Below are 15,936 nucleotides of genomic sequence, written 5' to 3' on the forward strand. Positions count from 1 at the left end.
AAAACGCTGCTCCCACAATAAATTATAATATTATATTATGGAAAACAAACTTATCGTAGAAATTAGTATAGAAGATACGACAATTGCTCATTTTTCTTCTTTTAGTTTACTACAAGCCTTTAATCAACACCATTATTTTGAACTGCACTGTAATCATGATCAGCTGGGTACACCAGGTTTAATCAATTTAGATGACAGTCGCGACTTTGTAGGTAAAACCTTAACGGCTGCTTTTGGGCACTCCATAGAGGGTATGCAACATTTTACCGGCCTGGTTACCAAGGTAGAGCTCTCGCAGAGCCATGGCTATCATGGTGTTTTAATTATAAGTGGTTATAGCCCTACTATATTAATCGACCGCGGACCGGATCTGGGTTCTTATCTCGATAAAGATCTCGATACCATTGTAAAACTTGCTACAAAAGATACACCGGCCAACGATTTAACAATAGTGGCCAATGCATCCAGAAAAACGCCGATAGATTATCTGATTCAATACCGGGAAAGTGATTTTGCATTCCTAAACCGGCTATCGGGCGAATACCACGAGTGGTTTTATTATGATGGCAGGCAGCTTAATTTTGGCAAGCCCGACGAACAGAAAGAAATAGCACTCTTTTATGGTCGCGATGTGCATAACCTGCAATACGCCATGGAAGTTTCGCCGATAAAATACAAGCGTTTTGCCTATAATCCTAAACAGGATGAAATGCTGCATAGTGAAAGTACGGGGAAAGCAGACGGAAATCCAGATTTGGCGCATGCCATTAAGGCCTCCAATTCGATGTACAGCAAAACCTTTAACCAGCCTTCATTAATCAGGGTTGATAATGGCAATGATATTAAAAGCCATGTAGAAAATGAAGAAAAGGCTCACATTAGTGAATTGTTAAAGATTAATGCCGGTGGTGATAATGCCGCACTCAGCATTGGCAGCATTGCCGAAATCACCATGAGTGTAAGAAAGGAACTGGCTTTTGCAACCGAAAGCCTGGGAAAATTTCTGATCACTAGTATCAACCATCAGATAGATGGAACAGGTAAATATAGCAACACTTTCGAAGGCCTGGTGGCTACAACGGAACGTTTAATGGTCAGAAATTACGAAAAACCACATTCGGATATGCAGCTTGCCGATGTGATCGATAATGATGATCCACAGGGACAGGGCCGGATTAAGGTTAAATTTAAATGGGAATGCCAAACCAACGACCCAACTGAATGGTTAAGGGTTGTTAGCCCCAATGCCGGCAGTGGCGATACCGGGAAAAACAGGGGTTTCCATGTCATCCCTGAAAAGGGCGATCAGGTGGTCGTTGCTTTTGAAGAAGGCAACGTGGCCAGGCCAGTAGTAATGGGTAGCGTGTACCATGGCAAAAGTGGTGATAGCAGTGGATTTAAAAACAGTAATACAAAGGGCTTAACTTCAAGAAAAGGGAGTTGCCTAAGTTTTGATGATTTAAACCATGCTTTAAACTTGGGTACTAATGCTGCTAATTTTGTGAAGATTGAAAATGGTCCAGGATTTATTACTGAGCAGGCTGACACCAAAATAACATTAAGTACAGGCGGCAAGGATGGAAGTAGCATTACACTAAATAGCAATGGGACTATTGATATTGTTGGCAAGATCATTAATATTCGGGGTACAGATGAGATTAATGCGAATGCGGGTAAAATGCCAGGTGCCAAGGTGAATATTGGTACAGTTGGAACAACTGCAGTAAACTTAGGTAGTAAAACTTATAATTTGGAATCGCAGGGAACGATTGTAGTGTGCTCGGATGCCACTATTTCTCAAACTTCAGGAGGTGAACAAAAAATAACAGGTAGTCCAGTTAAAATTAATTAATATATGAGCAGATTTAAATTTTTCGATGAGGATGAGCCTGTCCACGTAGAAAATAAAATTGATACAAAGATTGATAAGGTAATTGATACTGAAAGGACAGAACCCATTCTCTTGAAGTATCGTTGCGAGCAAACTGTTGCGACTAAATTTAATAGCGTGATTACTAACCATGCAACCACAAAGCGCGAGTTTCATGTTAAAAATAAAATTGATAATGGGAATTTGATTGTAGAGGTTTTGCTTTTTGATAATATTATTCAGATAAATCCTTCTAATCTCTCTGAAGCAATGGACTTGTTTTCGTCTCTGGACCTGATTAAATGTAATATAACTGTACAGGTTGACAGTGAGACAGGGAAAATAAACAAGATATTGAACTACAAGGAAGTGCTAAAAAATTGGGAAAGCTTTAAAAACAATATAAAAGAGAGATATTCTTTTTTGAGATCAAGTAATGCTGAGATTGAACTTCAAAAATTTATTTATTTGGCAGAAGCGCAGATTAAAGATGAAAAACTTCTCATTGAAGATATACAAACGAAGTTATTTTTTGATCTTTTTTTTGATCGGTATTTAGTGAATCTATCAGAAGTTTATAAGCATTACACTTTAAATTACAATTCTCAGCTTTTTGAAGACGTTTCGGTTCCTTTACACGTTTCTTCAGAAATTGTTTTTGAAAAACCTGAGTTTGTCGAAATTAAAAAGCAAAGTAAAATTGACCTTAAAGAAATAGATATCAGCTCTATAAAAAAGCAGTATGATCAAAAATTTCAGCCCATTGTTGGATATAAGTTTTCTAGTTACGACTTTCAATACCAGGTAAGGCAAGTTATCAATACAGATTTGTCATTGATTGAAGAGACTGACGTTTTTTTAGCTGAAGAAGTTAAAAACAATGTCGAAGTAGTTGTAGACTATAAATTAAGGAGGATAGAATGAGTTATTCTTATGTACATGAGGGTGCTAATGTTATTTGTACCAATATGACTAATGGTAAACCTCTTCAGATAGGTATCACGAGGGTTTCCACAGTAATATTATCAAGCAAAAAAGCGCCCTTGTTAAATACCGATGATAAAAAAATCAGTGATACTTTTTCATGTAAAGTTGCAGGTAAATTTTGGGGAGGCCTGCAGATTTTAACAGCAGTAATTGCTGTAGCTGCGCTTGCCGTTGCAACAGTTGCAACCGGTGGGTTAGCATTGGTAGCAGCAGGGGTAATGCTTGCGGCTGCGGCAACGAGTATTGGTGCTGGGGTAACAGGTTTGTATAAGATAGCGCACGATTGTGATGCTACTTTAGAGGGGAAGTGGATGTTGTCGCATGGAGGGGTCGAAATTGATAAAAAACAAGCTTTACTTAGTCAATCATTGATGAACTGCCCAAAAGGAGGCGTGGTTTCTATTATCATAGATCCGGTCATTGCAATGGCTGCCGCAAAAGAAATTACCAGCAATAACAATGCTGAAATTGCCGCCCATTTTACATCTCAGGCAATAATTGGTGTAATTACTGCTGCTACAGCTTTTACACCTATAGGTTTACTGGTGGCAGCTCCTATTGCAGTTTATGGTTATGTAGATGGCGAAAATAGTAAGGAAGAAGCAGCAAAAAAAATCTTCCTATATGGAGATGGAGCGATGTTGGAGAGAGTGCAAAAACAGAAGGATTAGTCAATCAGCCTATAGGGGCTGTTGGAGCTGTTGTTGAAAATGGAATAAATCTAACACGTACTAATCAACAAATTACCCGCGAAATGATGGAATTTAATACCCAAGCCGCGATAAGAGAAGCAGCCGGTGACGTAGCTGGTGCTGCTAACTCCAGATTGGCAGCCGATATTGCATCAAGATCTTATCCTTCAACACGTTCATCACTAGTAGGTAAGGATTTTTTAAAGGCTTGGCAAAAGGGATTGCTGGTGCCATTGCGAACTATTTGATTGATAGAGGATCGGATAGTTATGAAGAAGCTAGGCTAAATGAGTCTAATGATATTTATGTAAACTCAAATAAAAAAGATAATAGTAACAATATAGGTGTTGTAGCAATAAATCCCAGATAATGAACAAACAGATTTCACAGGCCATTGGTTGGGCACTTGGTGTATTAATTATTTTTCCTTTATTAATTTATGGGATAAATTATTTTTTTAAGAATAGATCTAATGATAGCAGATGTGCGATTCATGATTACATTAATAATTCTTCTGAATATAAGATTTTTATCCCGCATAATACTGAAGTAAAAACATTTAGCTATAGAACATCGTTTTCTGCACCTCAATCAAATTATTATACGTTGAGGTTTAGAGATGCTAAGAAGGGTAAATGGATTTCTTTTATTTTTTTAATTATCCTATGGATAGACGACTGGCTTTCGACGCAGTAATGGATGAAAAAGAAGCTCTTTTAACAATTAACAAGGATGATTTAAATAATCCAAATTATGGAACCAAAGAAAATCCTATACCTGTTTTTAAGGTCAGGGAGAACCTGCCAGATTCGGTTAGTATGAAAAAAGGTGAAGAAAATGGATGGAATGTTGATATTACGGATAAACAATTTAAATATAATGTTGAACAGTATTTAACTTACATCATGCCGAAAGAAGAATTTCAAGAGAGGTTTGAAAAGAAATAATAGTTTCAGGCTGTAAATGAACAAACAAATATCACAAGCAATTGGCTGGGCTTTAGGTGTATTAGTCATATTTCCTTTAATACTTTATGGCGTTAACTATCTTTTCAAAAAAAAGATAATAATTCAAAAACTGCGATTCCTATGTATATAGATGATTGTGTAGAACTAAGGATTTTATTTCCTGATCAACTAGATTTTAGAGATACTCAATATAAAACATCTTTATTATCTCCAGAAGAAAGTATTTACAAAATTTTTTTTAGGGAAAAATCGATAAACAAGTACCTAGAGATTACATTTTTTAATTATCCTGATGATAAAGGACTTGCTTTTCCTACTTCTTTACGGGGGAAGAAAATAATAATAACAATCAATAGAGATGAAGTAAATAATAATAATTATGGTACCGCTAACAATCCAATACCTGTTTTTAGAGTAAGAGAAGATCTTCCTGATTCAATCAGTAAAACAAGGGGACAAGAGGATGGATGGAATGTTGATATTACTGAAAATCAATTTAAATATAATGTTGAACAGTATTTAACTTATATTATGCCGAAAGATGAGTTTAAAAAGCGGTTTGAAAAAAATAGACCTTTATCAGGCAGTTTCCGCTGCCGCTAAAATGTTTGCCCAATCTCACATCTCACCTCTAATATCTCAAATCTCGTCTTACCTGTCAAACAAAAACCGTATTTTTGCAGCAAATGGGAACACTCGTAGATTCAGGTATAAAGGGATATAAAAATTACGGAACGCATTTGCGCGAAAAGTATAAAGGGCAGCGCGTATTTAAAGTAATTGTAGATGGTGGTTTTACCTGCCCCAATCGTGATGGGAGCAAAGGCTTTGGTGGATGTACATATTGTAATGTGGATTCTTTTACACCCGAACCATCGCGTAAAAATCCAAATATTAAAGATCAGCTTGCCGAAGGCATGTTAAGGGCTAAAACTTCTTATAAAGCTGATAAGTATATTGTTTATTTTCAGCCGAATACCAATACTTACGCGCCAGTACATTATTTAAAGATGATGTATGATGAAGCGCTATCGATTAATACAGAAGATATTGTTGGTTTTGCAGTAGGCACACGTCCTGATTGCATTGATGCCGAAAAGGTTGCGCTATTGGAAAGCTATACCGATCGTTTCGATGTGGATTTAGAGATGGGAATGGAATCCATTTATGACGAAACCCTTGATCAGATCAACAGAGGTTGCAGTCATGGTGAATTTGTTGCTGCGGTGGAACTTTTAAAAGACAGTAAACTCGATCTGTGTGTGCATACTATATTTGGTTTCCCATGGGAAACCAGGGAGCAGATGCATGGTTATATTCACGAAATTAACCGTTTCCCGCAGATCAAGTTTGTTAAGTTCCATCATCTTCATGTGGTAGAAGGCTCGATAATGGGCGCTAAATATAAAAAAGAACCTTTTAAATTGTTTTCCCTCGAAGAATATACTGATTTACTTTGTGAGTTAATCCCTTTATTGCGCCCGGATATTGTTATTCAGCGGCTTTTTGGTATTTCAGATTGGGATTTGTTGATTGCACCCAATTGGGGGCTTAATAAATCGGCAATTCAGACCTATATGGATAAAGAAATAGAAAAGAGAGGGGTTGTTCAGGGATCTGCTTATTTTTATTAGAAATTTAAATTATCTGTTTATTTTTTTAAAAAACTCATGAATTTTCATGGGTTTTCTCGTTTTTGGGCAATTTTTCGTGGTATTCTTCATTAATTTTTGCTAAAATAATGCAAATACTGGATAATATGTGATTTTGTTTTTGTCAAAAACTTGCATTAAAATAACCAGTATTTTTTGTTATTTTTATTTTTATGGTTAATTTTTGTTTTGTTTTATAAAAATTTATCGTTTTTATTAAAAAATTTCGATTAAATAGTGTTAAAAATGTAATAAGTCGTATTTTTATAGAAATAAATCAAACATATTTTAAATTATTTAAACGTTACAAACAAATTAAGCTAAAAACTATGGGTAAATTCTCCTTTAAACAGTACGCGCCTTTTGCGATATTGATGATTGTCGCAATTTTCGCTCTATTTATTCCACTTCTTCCTAATTTTGATGAAGGCAAATATAGTGGACCAGACATTGCGTTTATATTAATCGCAGCTGCACTAGTGTTTTTAATGACTCCAGGTCTTGCATTCTTTTATGGTGGAATGGTTCATCGTAAAAATGTATTGTCTACCATGATTAAAAGTGTGGTAGCAGCAGGAGTAATTACGGTTTTATGGACAGTAGTAGGTTTTAGTTTAGCCTTCGGAGATACTATCGGCGGTTTCATCGGAAACCCATCAACGTTTTTGTTCTTTAAAGGCGTAAATTCCGGAGCACCACATCTTCAGGGAGGATCAGACTTAACCATCCCGCTATCTTTATTTGCTGTATTTCAGTTAATGTTTGCCATCATTACACCAGGTTTAGTAGTTGGAGCAGTTGCAGAGCGGATCCGTTTTACTTCTTATATTTTGTTTATTGTTTTATTCGCCATTTTTGTTTACTCACCGTTAGCACACTGGACATGGCACCCACAAGGTTTCCTGTTTAAAATGGGCGTGTTAGACTTTGCAGGAGGTACCGTAGTGCACATCTCTGCAGGTATGGCTGCATTAGCAGGAGCATTGGTGCTAAAGCGTAGAAAATCTCACTTAGAGCATAAAGAAGTTCCGCCAGCTAATATCCCTTATGTATTAATCGGTACTGGTTTATTATGGTTCGGTTGGTTCGGTTTTAATGCCGGTTCTGCATTAAGCGCAGGTAGTTTAGCTGTTTCTGCATTTTTAACTACAAATACCGCTGCAGGTGCTGCCGGTTTATCTTGGATGTTCTTTGATGTTGCAAGAGGTAAAAAACCTTCAGTATTGGGCTTTTGTATCGGGGCGGTAGTTGGTTTAGTAGCCATTACACCAGGTGCAGGTTTTGTAAGTATTTCATCAAGTATATTTATTGGGGCTATTGCCGCAGTTATCTCCAATCTTGTGGTTTCATGGAAACAAAAAACCAGTTTAGATGATACATTGGATGTTTTCCCTTGCCACGGTGTAGGTGGTATCGTTGGTATGTTGTTAACTGGTGTTTTTGCTACAAAAACGGTAAATGCTGCTGGTGCTGATGGCTTATTTTATGGCAACCCGGCTTTCTTTATCACACAATTAAAAGGTGCGGTGATTGTAATCATATTCAGTTTTGTTGTATCATTCGTAATTTTCAAACTGGTAAATCTGATCAATCCAATCAGGGTTTCTGAAGAGGAAGAAGAACTAGGTCTCGATGCTTCTCAACATGATGAGAAATACTCTCAAGGTACCTTGTTAGTTGAGGAGAGAGCGATCTATATCGAAAAAAACAGTCCACTAACAGAACCAATATCTTAAGGATTTTATATATCTAAACTCAAATCAAGCTCAAACATGAAGAAACTTTTAACCGCTATTTTTGCAATGGCCAGCACGACGTGTGCCCTGGCTCAGGAGACCACAACAACATCACCACTTGAAATTTCAGGGTCGGTAGATACGTATTTTAAATATGACTTTGCTAAAAATCCTTTAAATGCAAAAACATCTTTTGTAACAGATCACAACTCGGTATCATTAGGTATGATTGATATTGCTTTGAAGAAAAAAACAGGTAAGGCCTCATTTGTAGGAGAGCTTTCTTTTGGTCCAAGAGGACAATCGCAATCTATCCCTGATGCTGCGGCTAACGGTTCATCATTCAATATTCAGAACTTATATGTAAATTATGATTTTACCGATAAATTTTCAATGACAGCAGGTTATATGGGTACATTTATTGGATACGAGGTAATCTCACCAGTTGGAAACTTCAACTATTCTACTTCGTACTTATTTACCAACGGTCCATTCCAGAATGCGGGTATTAAAGCCACTTATAAATTCAGCGATAAAGTAAGTTTAATGGCTGGTTTATTTAACGATTGGAATGTTTATAGTGCATCACGAGGTGTTTCGGCTATTGGTGGGCAGTTAATGATTGCTCCGGTTGAAGGCTGGACAGCTTACATCAATGCTTTATCTGGCGCTGGTTTTGGTGGATACGGAACTATTGTGGATTTAACTACTTCATATCAAATTACAGAGAAATTTAAATTGGGTTTAAATGCAGCTAATTATGATATTAAAGATAGTTCGGTACAGGGAAGTTATGCAGGTGCTGCATTATATCCTCAGTACGCCGTAGCTGATGCCGTTACGATAGGTTTAAGGGGAGAGTATTTTAAAGCTAAAGCTTTCGGTACTACTGCTGCTACATCAACTACAGCGTTAACGCTTACTGCTAATGTTAAATCGGGCGGTTTAACTTTTATCCCTGAGGTAAGATTAGATCACAATAGCGATAAACCTTTCTTTAACAAGAGTGGTGCTTTAGCTCCAAATGCAGGGCAGTTCTCTTTAGCCGCAGTTTACGCTTTCTAAGGAATAAAATTTTAATATTAAGCCGTTCCGGTATACAATCGGGGCGGCTTTTTAGTATCTTTAATATTCAGTTCGTACATTAATCCATTCTGATGAAATACATTATCCTGTTTTTTTAGTCGCCTTTTCAATTGATCTTTCTGCACAGCAAAAACAGTTTGCTAAAGATGATAACGGTAAATTTATTTACTATAGAGTGGTAGATTCTCAATCGTTGAGTAAAGATACATTGTTGCAAAGGGCTAAATCTTTTGTTAATGTGACCTATAAAAAATCGATGAAAGCTGAGCACATTACTGATACCTCTATTTTGGCCAAAGGAACTATGGTGATCGACAAGACCATCTTAGTCGCCGGCCATCCAAGTGGAGAAATCAGCTACAATTTTGTTTTTGAAGCCCGTAATGGAAAATACCGGTTTTGGTTAACTGATCTGTTGTATATCCCATACCAGCGCGACCGTTACGGAAATTTTGTTGCCGCAACTAAAATAGGTACCCCATTAGAGCGAAACCCGGGTAAACTTAATGCGGGTGCGTGGAAGGATATGGTTAACAGCGCTTATAATAAAATAGATAAATTTGCAGATGACTTTAAAAAGTATTTAGCAACCAATAGGGTAGAGAAAGCCAAAAAGAAAACTGAAACCATTTCTACCAAAAAATGGTAAAGCTTTAGGTTAAAACTTACCGAAAAGTTCTTCAACTTTCTGATAACGGAACTTAAAAATTTCGTTAATTTTATTATTCACGATTACCGCATTTGCGATGGTGCCAATCGGTCCCCAACCTATGCTATAGTGTAAAGTATCGTGCATTAAAACGCCTCCGTCTATTTTTTCGAAATGGTGTTGATGGTGCCAGAAAGCAAATGGGCCGAAACGCTGTTCGTCAATAAAATATTCTTTATCCTTAACATGTGTAATTTCGGTTACCCAACTTAACTTAATTCCAAAAAGAGGAGAGACTTTGTAAGTAATAATTAAACCCGGATACATTTTGGTGTTGGCCATATTTGGCGAGGTAACATCAAAAGTCATATCTTTTGGGGTAATTTCTGCCAGGTTTAAGGGAGAAGAGAAAAAGTCCCATGCGGTATCTAACCCTATCGGAAGTTTCTGCGTAAATTCTAATCTATAAGTTTTCAAGTGCTTGTTTTAAATTACAACAACAGAGATGCGGTTTTGTTGGGTTTAACCGCAAAGTTTGCAAGGAAAAGCCGCTATAGATTCGTCATTCCCGAGAAGATTGGAATCCAGAAACAATTCATTTTATAAAAATGAATATAAATGACAGTAATAAATCTACTCGTAAAAATTCTTTCAAATTATTATTTCGAGCATAGTGCAACGCAATTGAGTACCTGAAGGCTCTGCGCAGCAAAATCTGCCTAGATAGATCTCTCCATTGCGCTGCGCTTCAGTCCAGATGACTGACCATTCTTTTGGAGTCTGTCAATAGTAGTTTGTCGAAGGACAAGTTGTTTTTTTCAACCATAAAAAGTTTTCGACAGGTTCAGACTGACAATAACTGATGTTTAGCTCCACGATGTTGGGGAATGAATGTGCTTGGCTTCGGACCTCTGACCTCGGACTTCCGGACTAACTCCATCCCAAATCTTCCATCCTAATGCACCATCTTATCCGCACAGGTTGAACTGGCAAATGCTTCCGGTTTAGCCTTAAAAATAAAGCCCATGCTTAAGATATACCCCATGGCATCATTTAGCGCTTTGTTCGACTTAAAGGATGGACTGGTATTGATATCAGCATGTACTTCTAAAGCCACATCGTAAATGTCAAGTAAATCGCAAATGGAATAAGCAGTTTCGATTGATTTCTGTACTTCCATTAACATTCTTTCTTTGATGCTTACCTGCTGTGTACTCTTTTCCTGATGGATGTACATAAAACCGCCATGATGCTCTCTTAACAGCACAATTACGGTCGCAAAATCGGTTACTGAACCTTTTACCTGCGAATCTGTACCAATGCAAACTTTAAGTTTAAAGCCGTTTTCACTTTCTCTGATAATCGCATTTTCTACTTCTTCCAGAATTGAAGATTGAATAATTTCACCACTAAATTTTTTCCATGTCATACACTGTATTTTTTGAGGTTAACGAATGGTAATCAGGTTTTTATAAAAATAAGCGCTAAAAATTAAATATGTGTTAAGCCAAGATTGTTTATTTGCTAACAAAAAGTTAGTTATCAACAAGTTACTAATAATAGTTTGAATGAACTTCTAATTTGTTGAAACAAATTATTATTCGGTCCGTTAATATTAATACATTCATTAAAATTCTTAATTATGAGAGCAGAGTTAATTCAAGAGCTTCAGTTATTACAAAATAGCAGAGCGAATAAATTTGTAGATGAACTGGCAGACAAAATATTATCTTCGGTTGATGCCGTCAATGAAAAGGTATTATCTTCAATGTCTAAACGCGGCAGCATGTTAATGTTGCTTGACAAAAGACTCAACTTTTCTACTCTTCGGAAGCTGCGGAGCAGATTTTTAAAATCCTAACTAAGGCTACCGTTTTCGCCCTGAAGAGAAATGATTACCTTTATGGCGGAATGATGGAAAATGCCTTAAAAAAATTAAACATTTCTGCACTTAATGAGATGCAGGAGTCTTCTGTAAAAACAGCTAAGACTGGTAAAGATGTAATATTAATAGCGCCAACGGGTTCGGGGAAAACGTTGGCCTTTTTATTGCCATTACTTTCTAATTTAAAAACCGGAGTGAAAGGCGTACAAGCTTTGATTCTGGTCCCTTCAAGAGAACTTGCACTTCAAATTGAGCAGGTTTTTAAACAAATGGGCACTTCGTTTAAGGTAAACTGCTGTTACGGAGGTCATGCGGTAAGGATAGAAAAAATAACCTTGCCCATCCTCCTGCGGTTTTGATCGGCACGCCAGGCAGGATCGCTTATCATCTGGAACATCAGAACTTTGACGAATCTTTTATCGAAACTTTGGTTTTGGATGAATTTGATAAGGCGCTGGAGTTCGGCTTTGAAAATGATATGTCTTATATCATCGGGTCGTTACTTTCTTTAAAGCAACGGATATTAACTTCAGCAACCAAAATGGAAGAGATTCCTGGTTTTGTTAAAATCAAGACGCCGGTTGAAGTCGATTTTTCGAAGAATATCGAAGCAAAACCAGATCTAAAGCTCAAAAAATAACAGTACCTGCAGCCGACAAGTTAGATTACCTATTCAGATTATTGAGTAAAATAGGCAATAAAAATACATTGGTATTCTGTAACCACAGGGAAACGGTAGACCGGATAAGTGATTTACTATTCGAGAATGGTTTAGGTCACGATGTTTTTCATGGTGGAATGGAGCAATTTGATCGGGAAAAGGCATTGCTTAAATTTAGAAATGGTAGCCATCGGATTTTAATTACAACAGATCTGGCAGCACGTGGTCTCGATATCCCGGAAGTGGAACATATTGTGCACTATCAATTACCCTACACCGAAGACGCCTATATTCACCGCAATGGTCGCACGGCACGCATGCATGCAAAAGGGACAGCCTACGCCATTTTAACCAGCGAAGAAAACTACAAATACCTGCCTGATGATATTGACGAGGAAGTTTTGGAAGACCAATATGTTTTACCACAAGAGAGTGATTGGGTAACCTTATACCTGGCGCATGGTAAGAAAGATAAAATTAATAAAATTGACATTGTGGGTCTGTTTTTACAAAAAGGAGATTTGGTAAAAGATGATTTAGGACTGATAGAAGTTAAAGATACAACCAGTTATGTAGCTGTAAAAAGAAGTAAGATAACTCAATTGTTAAAAAAACTAAACGGCGAAAAAATTAAAGGAAAGAAACTTAAATTAGAGATAGCAAGTTAGAAGATAAGTCTGAAGTCCGAAGTCGGGAGTCCGCAGTCGGAAGTCTGGATAGCAAAATCAAAAATTTTAAGCATTTTGCAACATTAAAATATTCCAACATTATAATTCTTACAATTAGCAATGAGCAACAACGATATATTAAAAAAACTGAGAGTAGCCTTATCATTAAAAACAGAAGATATTATTACCATCTGCGATTTAGTTGGGTTTAAAGTGACAAAGGCAGAGCTGGGCGATATTTTCAGAAACGAAGACCACGAGAATTTTAAACCTTGCGGCGATCAGATCCTGCGTAATTTTTTAAATGGTCTTGTTATTTATAAAAGAGGTCCGAGGGATGAGAAAAAGCAATAATTTATGCTTTTTATTATTTTTTATACTGATCACATTTTCCTTTAACGCTCTCGCTCAGTCTCAGTTTAAAATAAGTGGTAATGTAATCGATTCTTTGAAGAAGCCTGTTGAAGGCGCAAATATCAGATTGATTACCGATCAGGATACCCTTCGCTCAAATTCTGATGCGAAGGGAAACTTTGTGTTTACAAAGGTAATCCGAAATAAGTTCTATCTTTCTATTACTGCGTTAGGCTACAAGCCTTACGCATCATTCTACAAGATCGAATCTTCGAAAAAAAGTTCCGATCTGGATCCGATTATGCTCAAAACGGAAAGTATCCGCCTCAATGATGTAGAGGTTAAAGTAAAGGTTGATCCCATTAAAATTAAAAAAGATACTATAGAATACAATGCAGGAGCCTATACCATTAGGGAAAACGACAAGGTTGAAGATCTTTTAAAGCAGTTACAGGGAATTGAGGTTGATGATAAAGGCGCTGTTACGGCAATGGGGAAAAAAATGACCAAGCTGCGGGTTAACGGCGAAGATTTTTTTACCAGCAATGTAGAAGATTACATCAGGCAGTTACCGGCAGATATTATTGCCAAGCTACAGGTAATTGATGATTATGGTGATGAAGCTAATTTTACCGGGATTAAAACCGGTACTCCTCAAAAAATGCTGAACCTGGTTACCAAGCCTGGTATGGATAAGGGCGTTTTTGGGGGAATGAGTGTGAATTCTGCCACCAATAATGCGCATAACCTGGGAACCAACGGTAGTATATGGAAAAAAACAAAACAGATTGGTTTTGACGGTCGCTACGGCATTACCAATAATGAGTTTGCTCAATTGAATAATGGAGCCTTAAAAGGTAATATCAGAGATAAAATATCGAAAGAATTTAGTGTTAATGGCAGTTATGATTTCAGTAACGGAACCAGTAAATCTATTCAGAGTAATTACGTTGAAACATTTAATCCGCAGGGAACCATCAACGACTTAAGGGAAAGTGCCAATAACTCCAAATCGCTGACCAATAACATTAACCTGGGGTTAAACGGCGCTACAAAAAGAATTATTTTAATGCTTCTTTGGCTGGCTCTTTGGCTGATACCAGGAACGATGCTTTTTCTACCTCTAATAAAACAGGCTATATCAAGCAGGACCTTATTTCCAATTCAGGTTCCCGCAATAGCAATCCAGATCTTAACGGAAGCATCAACTGGTCGCGGCGTTTGGCTAATAACAAGCGGTCGCTTTCTATGGGTTTCAATTTTGGCAGCAGTGCCGGAAACAGTAACAGTACCATTAACGATATCATCCGTTACTACAACGAAACCACTAATGTATTGGTTAAAGATTCATTATTAAACCGTTTGGTAGATAACAATACCTCAAATTCGAACTTCGGCGGAAATATCCAGTTTTCAAACTCCTTAAAAAAGACAGATGATAGTAGTGGATACAGTTTTATCAATTTTTCCTACCGCTTTTCAGTAAGCAGAAGCCGCAACTTGCAAACTACAACGGTTACCAATCCTTTGGGAAATAGTTTTGTGGTCGATTCGCTGGGACAGGATTATGTATCCAATTTCATAAATCAGAACATCAGCATCGGTTATAATACCAACAGCAACCGGATCAGCTATAATTTTGGGCTAAATTTTTCGCCGAGCATAATTATTGGTAAATACCAAAATACGGGACAAAAACTAAAGAATTATCAGCTGAATTTTTCTCCTTCGGCCAATTTGAGCTATCAGATTAAAGATAACGGAAATTTGAGTTTTGGCTACAATGGTTATACCAATTCGCCCGATTTTAACAAACTGCAGCCTGTGAGGAATAATAACGATGTGCAGAACCTGATTATCGGTAACCCGGATCTTAAAGCAACATCGAGTCATACCGCTGATTTTAGCTATAATAAATTTGGGCTTAAATCAGGCCTTAGCATTATGGCAGGCTTATCGGGCAGTTTTGCCATCAACAGTGTGGTAAGCAATACGGTTTTTCTTCGGGATACGCTAAACAGTTTGAAACAGCAAACCACTTACGAGAATGTAAATGGCATCTATAATATCGGTGCTAATTACTCTTTGAACAAAAGGATGCTGGATAATAAACTTTCCCTATCCATAAATGGGATTGTTGCCTATAGCCACAATGTTTTTTACACCGACAATGTGCTGAACCGCAGTAGTGGCATTAATGTTTCTAATGCTTTTAAATTTAACCTCAACCAGAAAAAATATGCTTTCAATACCAGTGCATCTTATAGTTTCAGTTCCAATACCTATTCGGTAATGAACCAGAACATTAAAAATGTGCAGGTTGTGGCCTTGAGTGGAAGTGCAAGCTGGATCCCCGGTAAACGTTTTAGGATAAACGCATCGGCTTCCAAAAGTTTAAATTTCGGATATAGTTTATATGCCGGAAATCCTTTATTGGTAAATATGGGATTGAATACTTCTTTCCTGAAAGGTAATAAATTGCTTTTCTCCGTCCAGGCGAATGATTTATTTAATCAGGGCGCTCTATTCAGCACAAGCATTACCAACAATTCCATTTCTGAGAACAGAACAAGGTTTATCAGCCGTTTTATACAGGCAACATTGAGTTATAACCTCAGTCAGTTTGGGGGAAAAAAAGGCAGATTGGACAGTAACATTAATGCTGAAGAATAAATAGTTAAACCCAGATTATTTAGTTTTAGTGTTTTGTTATATTATGCAATTTACC

18 protein-coding genes and 1 pseudogene are annotated in these 15,936 nt (G+C 37.0%); 17 read left to right on the plus strand and 2 right to left on the minus strand.

All coding sequences use genetic code 11. The features are described 5' to 3' along the window. The first annotated feature begins 37 nt into the window (after nt 1–37). The 11 genes from ACQ86H_RS07310 to ACQ86H_RS07360 all read left to right on the plus strand — a co-directional run bounded on the left by ACQ86H_RS07310 (nt 38) and on the right by ACQ86H_RS07360 (nt 9,640). Nucleotides 38–1,852 (plus strand): type VI secretion system Vgr family protein, encoded by a 1,815-nt coding sequence (locus tag ACQ86H_RS07310; protein ID WP_138818044.1) that lies wholly within the window; start codon nt 38–40, stop codon nt 1,850–1,852. 3 nt (nt 1,853–1,855) lie between these two features. Then, nucleotides 1,856–2,794: a hypothetical protein gene (locus ACQ86H_RS07315; protein WP_431294306.1), complete on the plus strand. Its 939-nt coding sequence runs from the start codon at nt 1,856–1,858 to the stop codon at nt 2,792–2,794. Beyond that, complete coding sequence (locus ACQ86H_RS07320; protein WP_431294307.1) at nt 2,791–3,528, plus strand: hypothetical protein; 738 nt, start codon at nt 2,791–2,793, stop codon at nt 3,526–3,528. Before ACQ86H_RS07315 ends, ACQ86H_RS07320 begins: the two co-directional genes overlap by 4 nt. Nucleotides 3,529–3,757: 229 nt before the next feature. Continuing rightward, on the plus strand, nt 3,758–3,919 hold the full coding sequence (locus ACQ86H_RS07325; protein ID WP_431294308.1) for a hypothetical protein: 162 nt from the start codon (nt 3,758–3,760) through the stop codon (nt 3,917–3,919). Then, nucleotides 3,919–4,245: a hypothetical protein gene (locus ACQ86H_RS07330; RefSeq protein ID WP_431294309.1), complete on the plus strand. Its 327-nt coding sequence runs from the start codon at nt 3,919–3,921 to the stop codon at nt 4,243–4,245. The genes ACQ86H_RS07325 and ACQ86H_RS07330 overlap by 1 nt, the downstream gene beginning before the upstream one ends. Next, nucleotides 4,245–4,496 carry a hypothetical protein gene (locus tag ACQ86H_RS07335; RefSeq protein ID WP_431294310.1) on the plus strand — a complete coding sequence of 84 codons (252 nt, stop codon included), beginning with the start codon at nt 4,245–4,247 and terminating at the stop codon, nt 4,494–4,496. The genes ACQ86H_RS07330 and ACQ86H_RS07335 overlap by 1 nt, the downstream gene beginning before the upstream one ends. Nucleotides 4,497–4,637: 141 nt before the next feature. Then, a complete protein-coding gene (locus ACQ86H_RS07340) occupies nt 4,638–5,120 on the plus strand; it encodes a hypothetical protein (RefSeq protein ID WP_431294311.1) in 483 nt (160 codons plus the stop codon). 83 nt (nt 5,121–5,203) lie between these two features. After that, nucleotides 5,204–6,151: a TIGR01212 family radical SAM protein gene (locus ACQ86H_RS07345; protein WP_138818039.1), complete on the plus strand. Its 948-nt coding sequence runs from the start codon at nt 5,204–5,206 to the stop codon at nt 6,149–6,151. A 347-nt stretch (nt 6,152–6,498) separates the two neighbouring features. Further along, the gene (locus ACQ86H_RS07350; protein WP_138818038.1) at nt 6,499–7,905 is read left to right on the plus strand and encodes an ammonium transporter; all 1,407 of its coding nucleotides are present in this window, start codon (nt 6,499–6,501) and stop codon (nt 7,903–7,905) included. 36 nt (nt 7,906–7,941) lie between these two features. Then, nucleotides 7,942–8,970, plus strand: a complete 1,029-nt coding sequence (locus ACQ86H_RS07355) for a porin (protein WP_138818037.1) — start codon at nt 7,942–7,944, stop codon at nt 8,968–8,970. A gap of 196 nt (nt 8,971–9,166) precedes the next feature. Beyond that, on the plus strand, nt 9,167–9,640 hold the full coding sequence (locus tag ACQ86H_RS07360; protein WP_431294312.1) for a DUF4468 domain-containing protein: 474 nt from the start codon (nt 9,167–9,169) through the stop codon (nt 9,638–9,640). A 9-nt stretch (nt 9,641–9,649) separates the two neighbouring features. Here ACQ86H_RS07360 and ACQ86H_RS07365 read toward each other — a convergent pair whose 3' ends face one another. Next, nucleotides 9,650–10,117, minus strand: a complete 468-nt coding sequence (locus ACQ86H_RS07365) for an SRPBCC family protein (protein ID WP_138818035.1) — start codon at nt 10,115–10,117, stop codon at nt 9,650–9,652. A gap of 478 nt (nt 10,118–10,595) precedes the next feature. Beyond that, entirely contained in the window at nt 10,596–11,069 is a 474-nt protein-coding gene (locus ACQ86H_RS07370) for a ribonuclease H-like YkuK family protein (protein WP_138818034.1), read from the minus strand. Between the two features lie 213 nt (nt 11,070–11,282). On the opposite strand from ACQ86H_RS07370, the gene ACQ86H_RS07375 reads away from it, so the two are divergent. The 6 genes and pseudogenes from ACQ86H_RS07375 (at nt 11,283) to ACQ86H_RS07400 (ending at nt 15,881) form a co-directional block, all read left to right on the plus strand. Next, nucleotides 11,283–11,501, plus strand: a complete 219-nt coding sequence (locus ACQ86H_RS07375) for a hypothetical protein (protein ID WP_132402397.1) — start codon at nt 11,283–11,285, stop codon at nt 11,499–11,501. 98 nt (nt 11,502–11,599) lie between these two features. Next, nucleotides 11,600–12,165: pseudogene (locus ACQ86H_RS07380) on the plus strand (DEAD/DEAH box helicase family protein). A gap of 41 nt (nt 12,166–12,206) precedes the next feature. Further along, nucleotides 12,207–12,854: a helicase-related protein gene (locus tag ACQ86H_RS07385; protein ID WP_431294313.1), complete on the plus strand. Its 648-nt coding sequence runs from the start codon at nt 12,207–12,209 to the stop codon at nt 12,852–12,854. A 120-nt stretch (nt 12,855–12,974) separates the two neighbouring features. Continuing rightward, nucleotides 12,975–13,208 (plus strand): DUF1456 family protein, encoded by a 234-nt coding sequence (locus ACQ86H_RS07390; protein ID WP_029274124.1) that lies wholly within the window; start codon nt 12,975–12,977, stop codon nt 13,206–13,208. Continuing rightward, the gene (locus tag ACQ86H_RS07395) at nt 13,192–14,565 is read left to right on the plus strand and encodes a carboxypeptidase-like regulatory domain-containing protein (protein WP_431294314.1); all 1,374 of its coding nucleotides are present in this window, start codon (nt 13,192–13,194) and stop codon (nt 14,563–14,565) included. Before ACQ86H_RS07390 ends, ACQ86H_RS07395 begins: the two co-directional genes overlap by 17 nt. Next, entirely contained in the window at nt 14,457–15,881 is a 1,425-nt protein-coding gene (locus tag ACQ86H_RS07400; RefSeq protein ID WP_431294315.1) for an outer membrane beta-barrel protein, read from the plus strand. The genes ACQ86H_RS07395 and ACQ86H_RS07400 overlap by 109 nt, the downstream gene beginning before the upstream one ends. The last annotated feature ends 55 nt before the right edge of the window (nt 15,882–15,936 follow it).

The sequence above is a fragment of the Pedobacter sp. P26 genome (assembly GCF_050632135.1).
GTDB lineage: Bacteria > Bacteroidota > Bacteroidia > Sphingobacteriales > Sphingobacteriaceae > Pedobacter.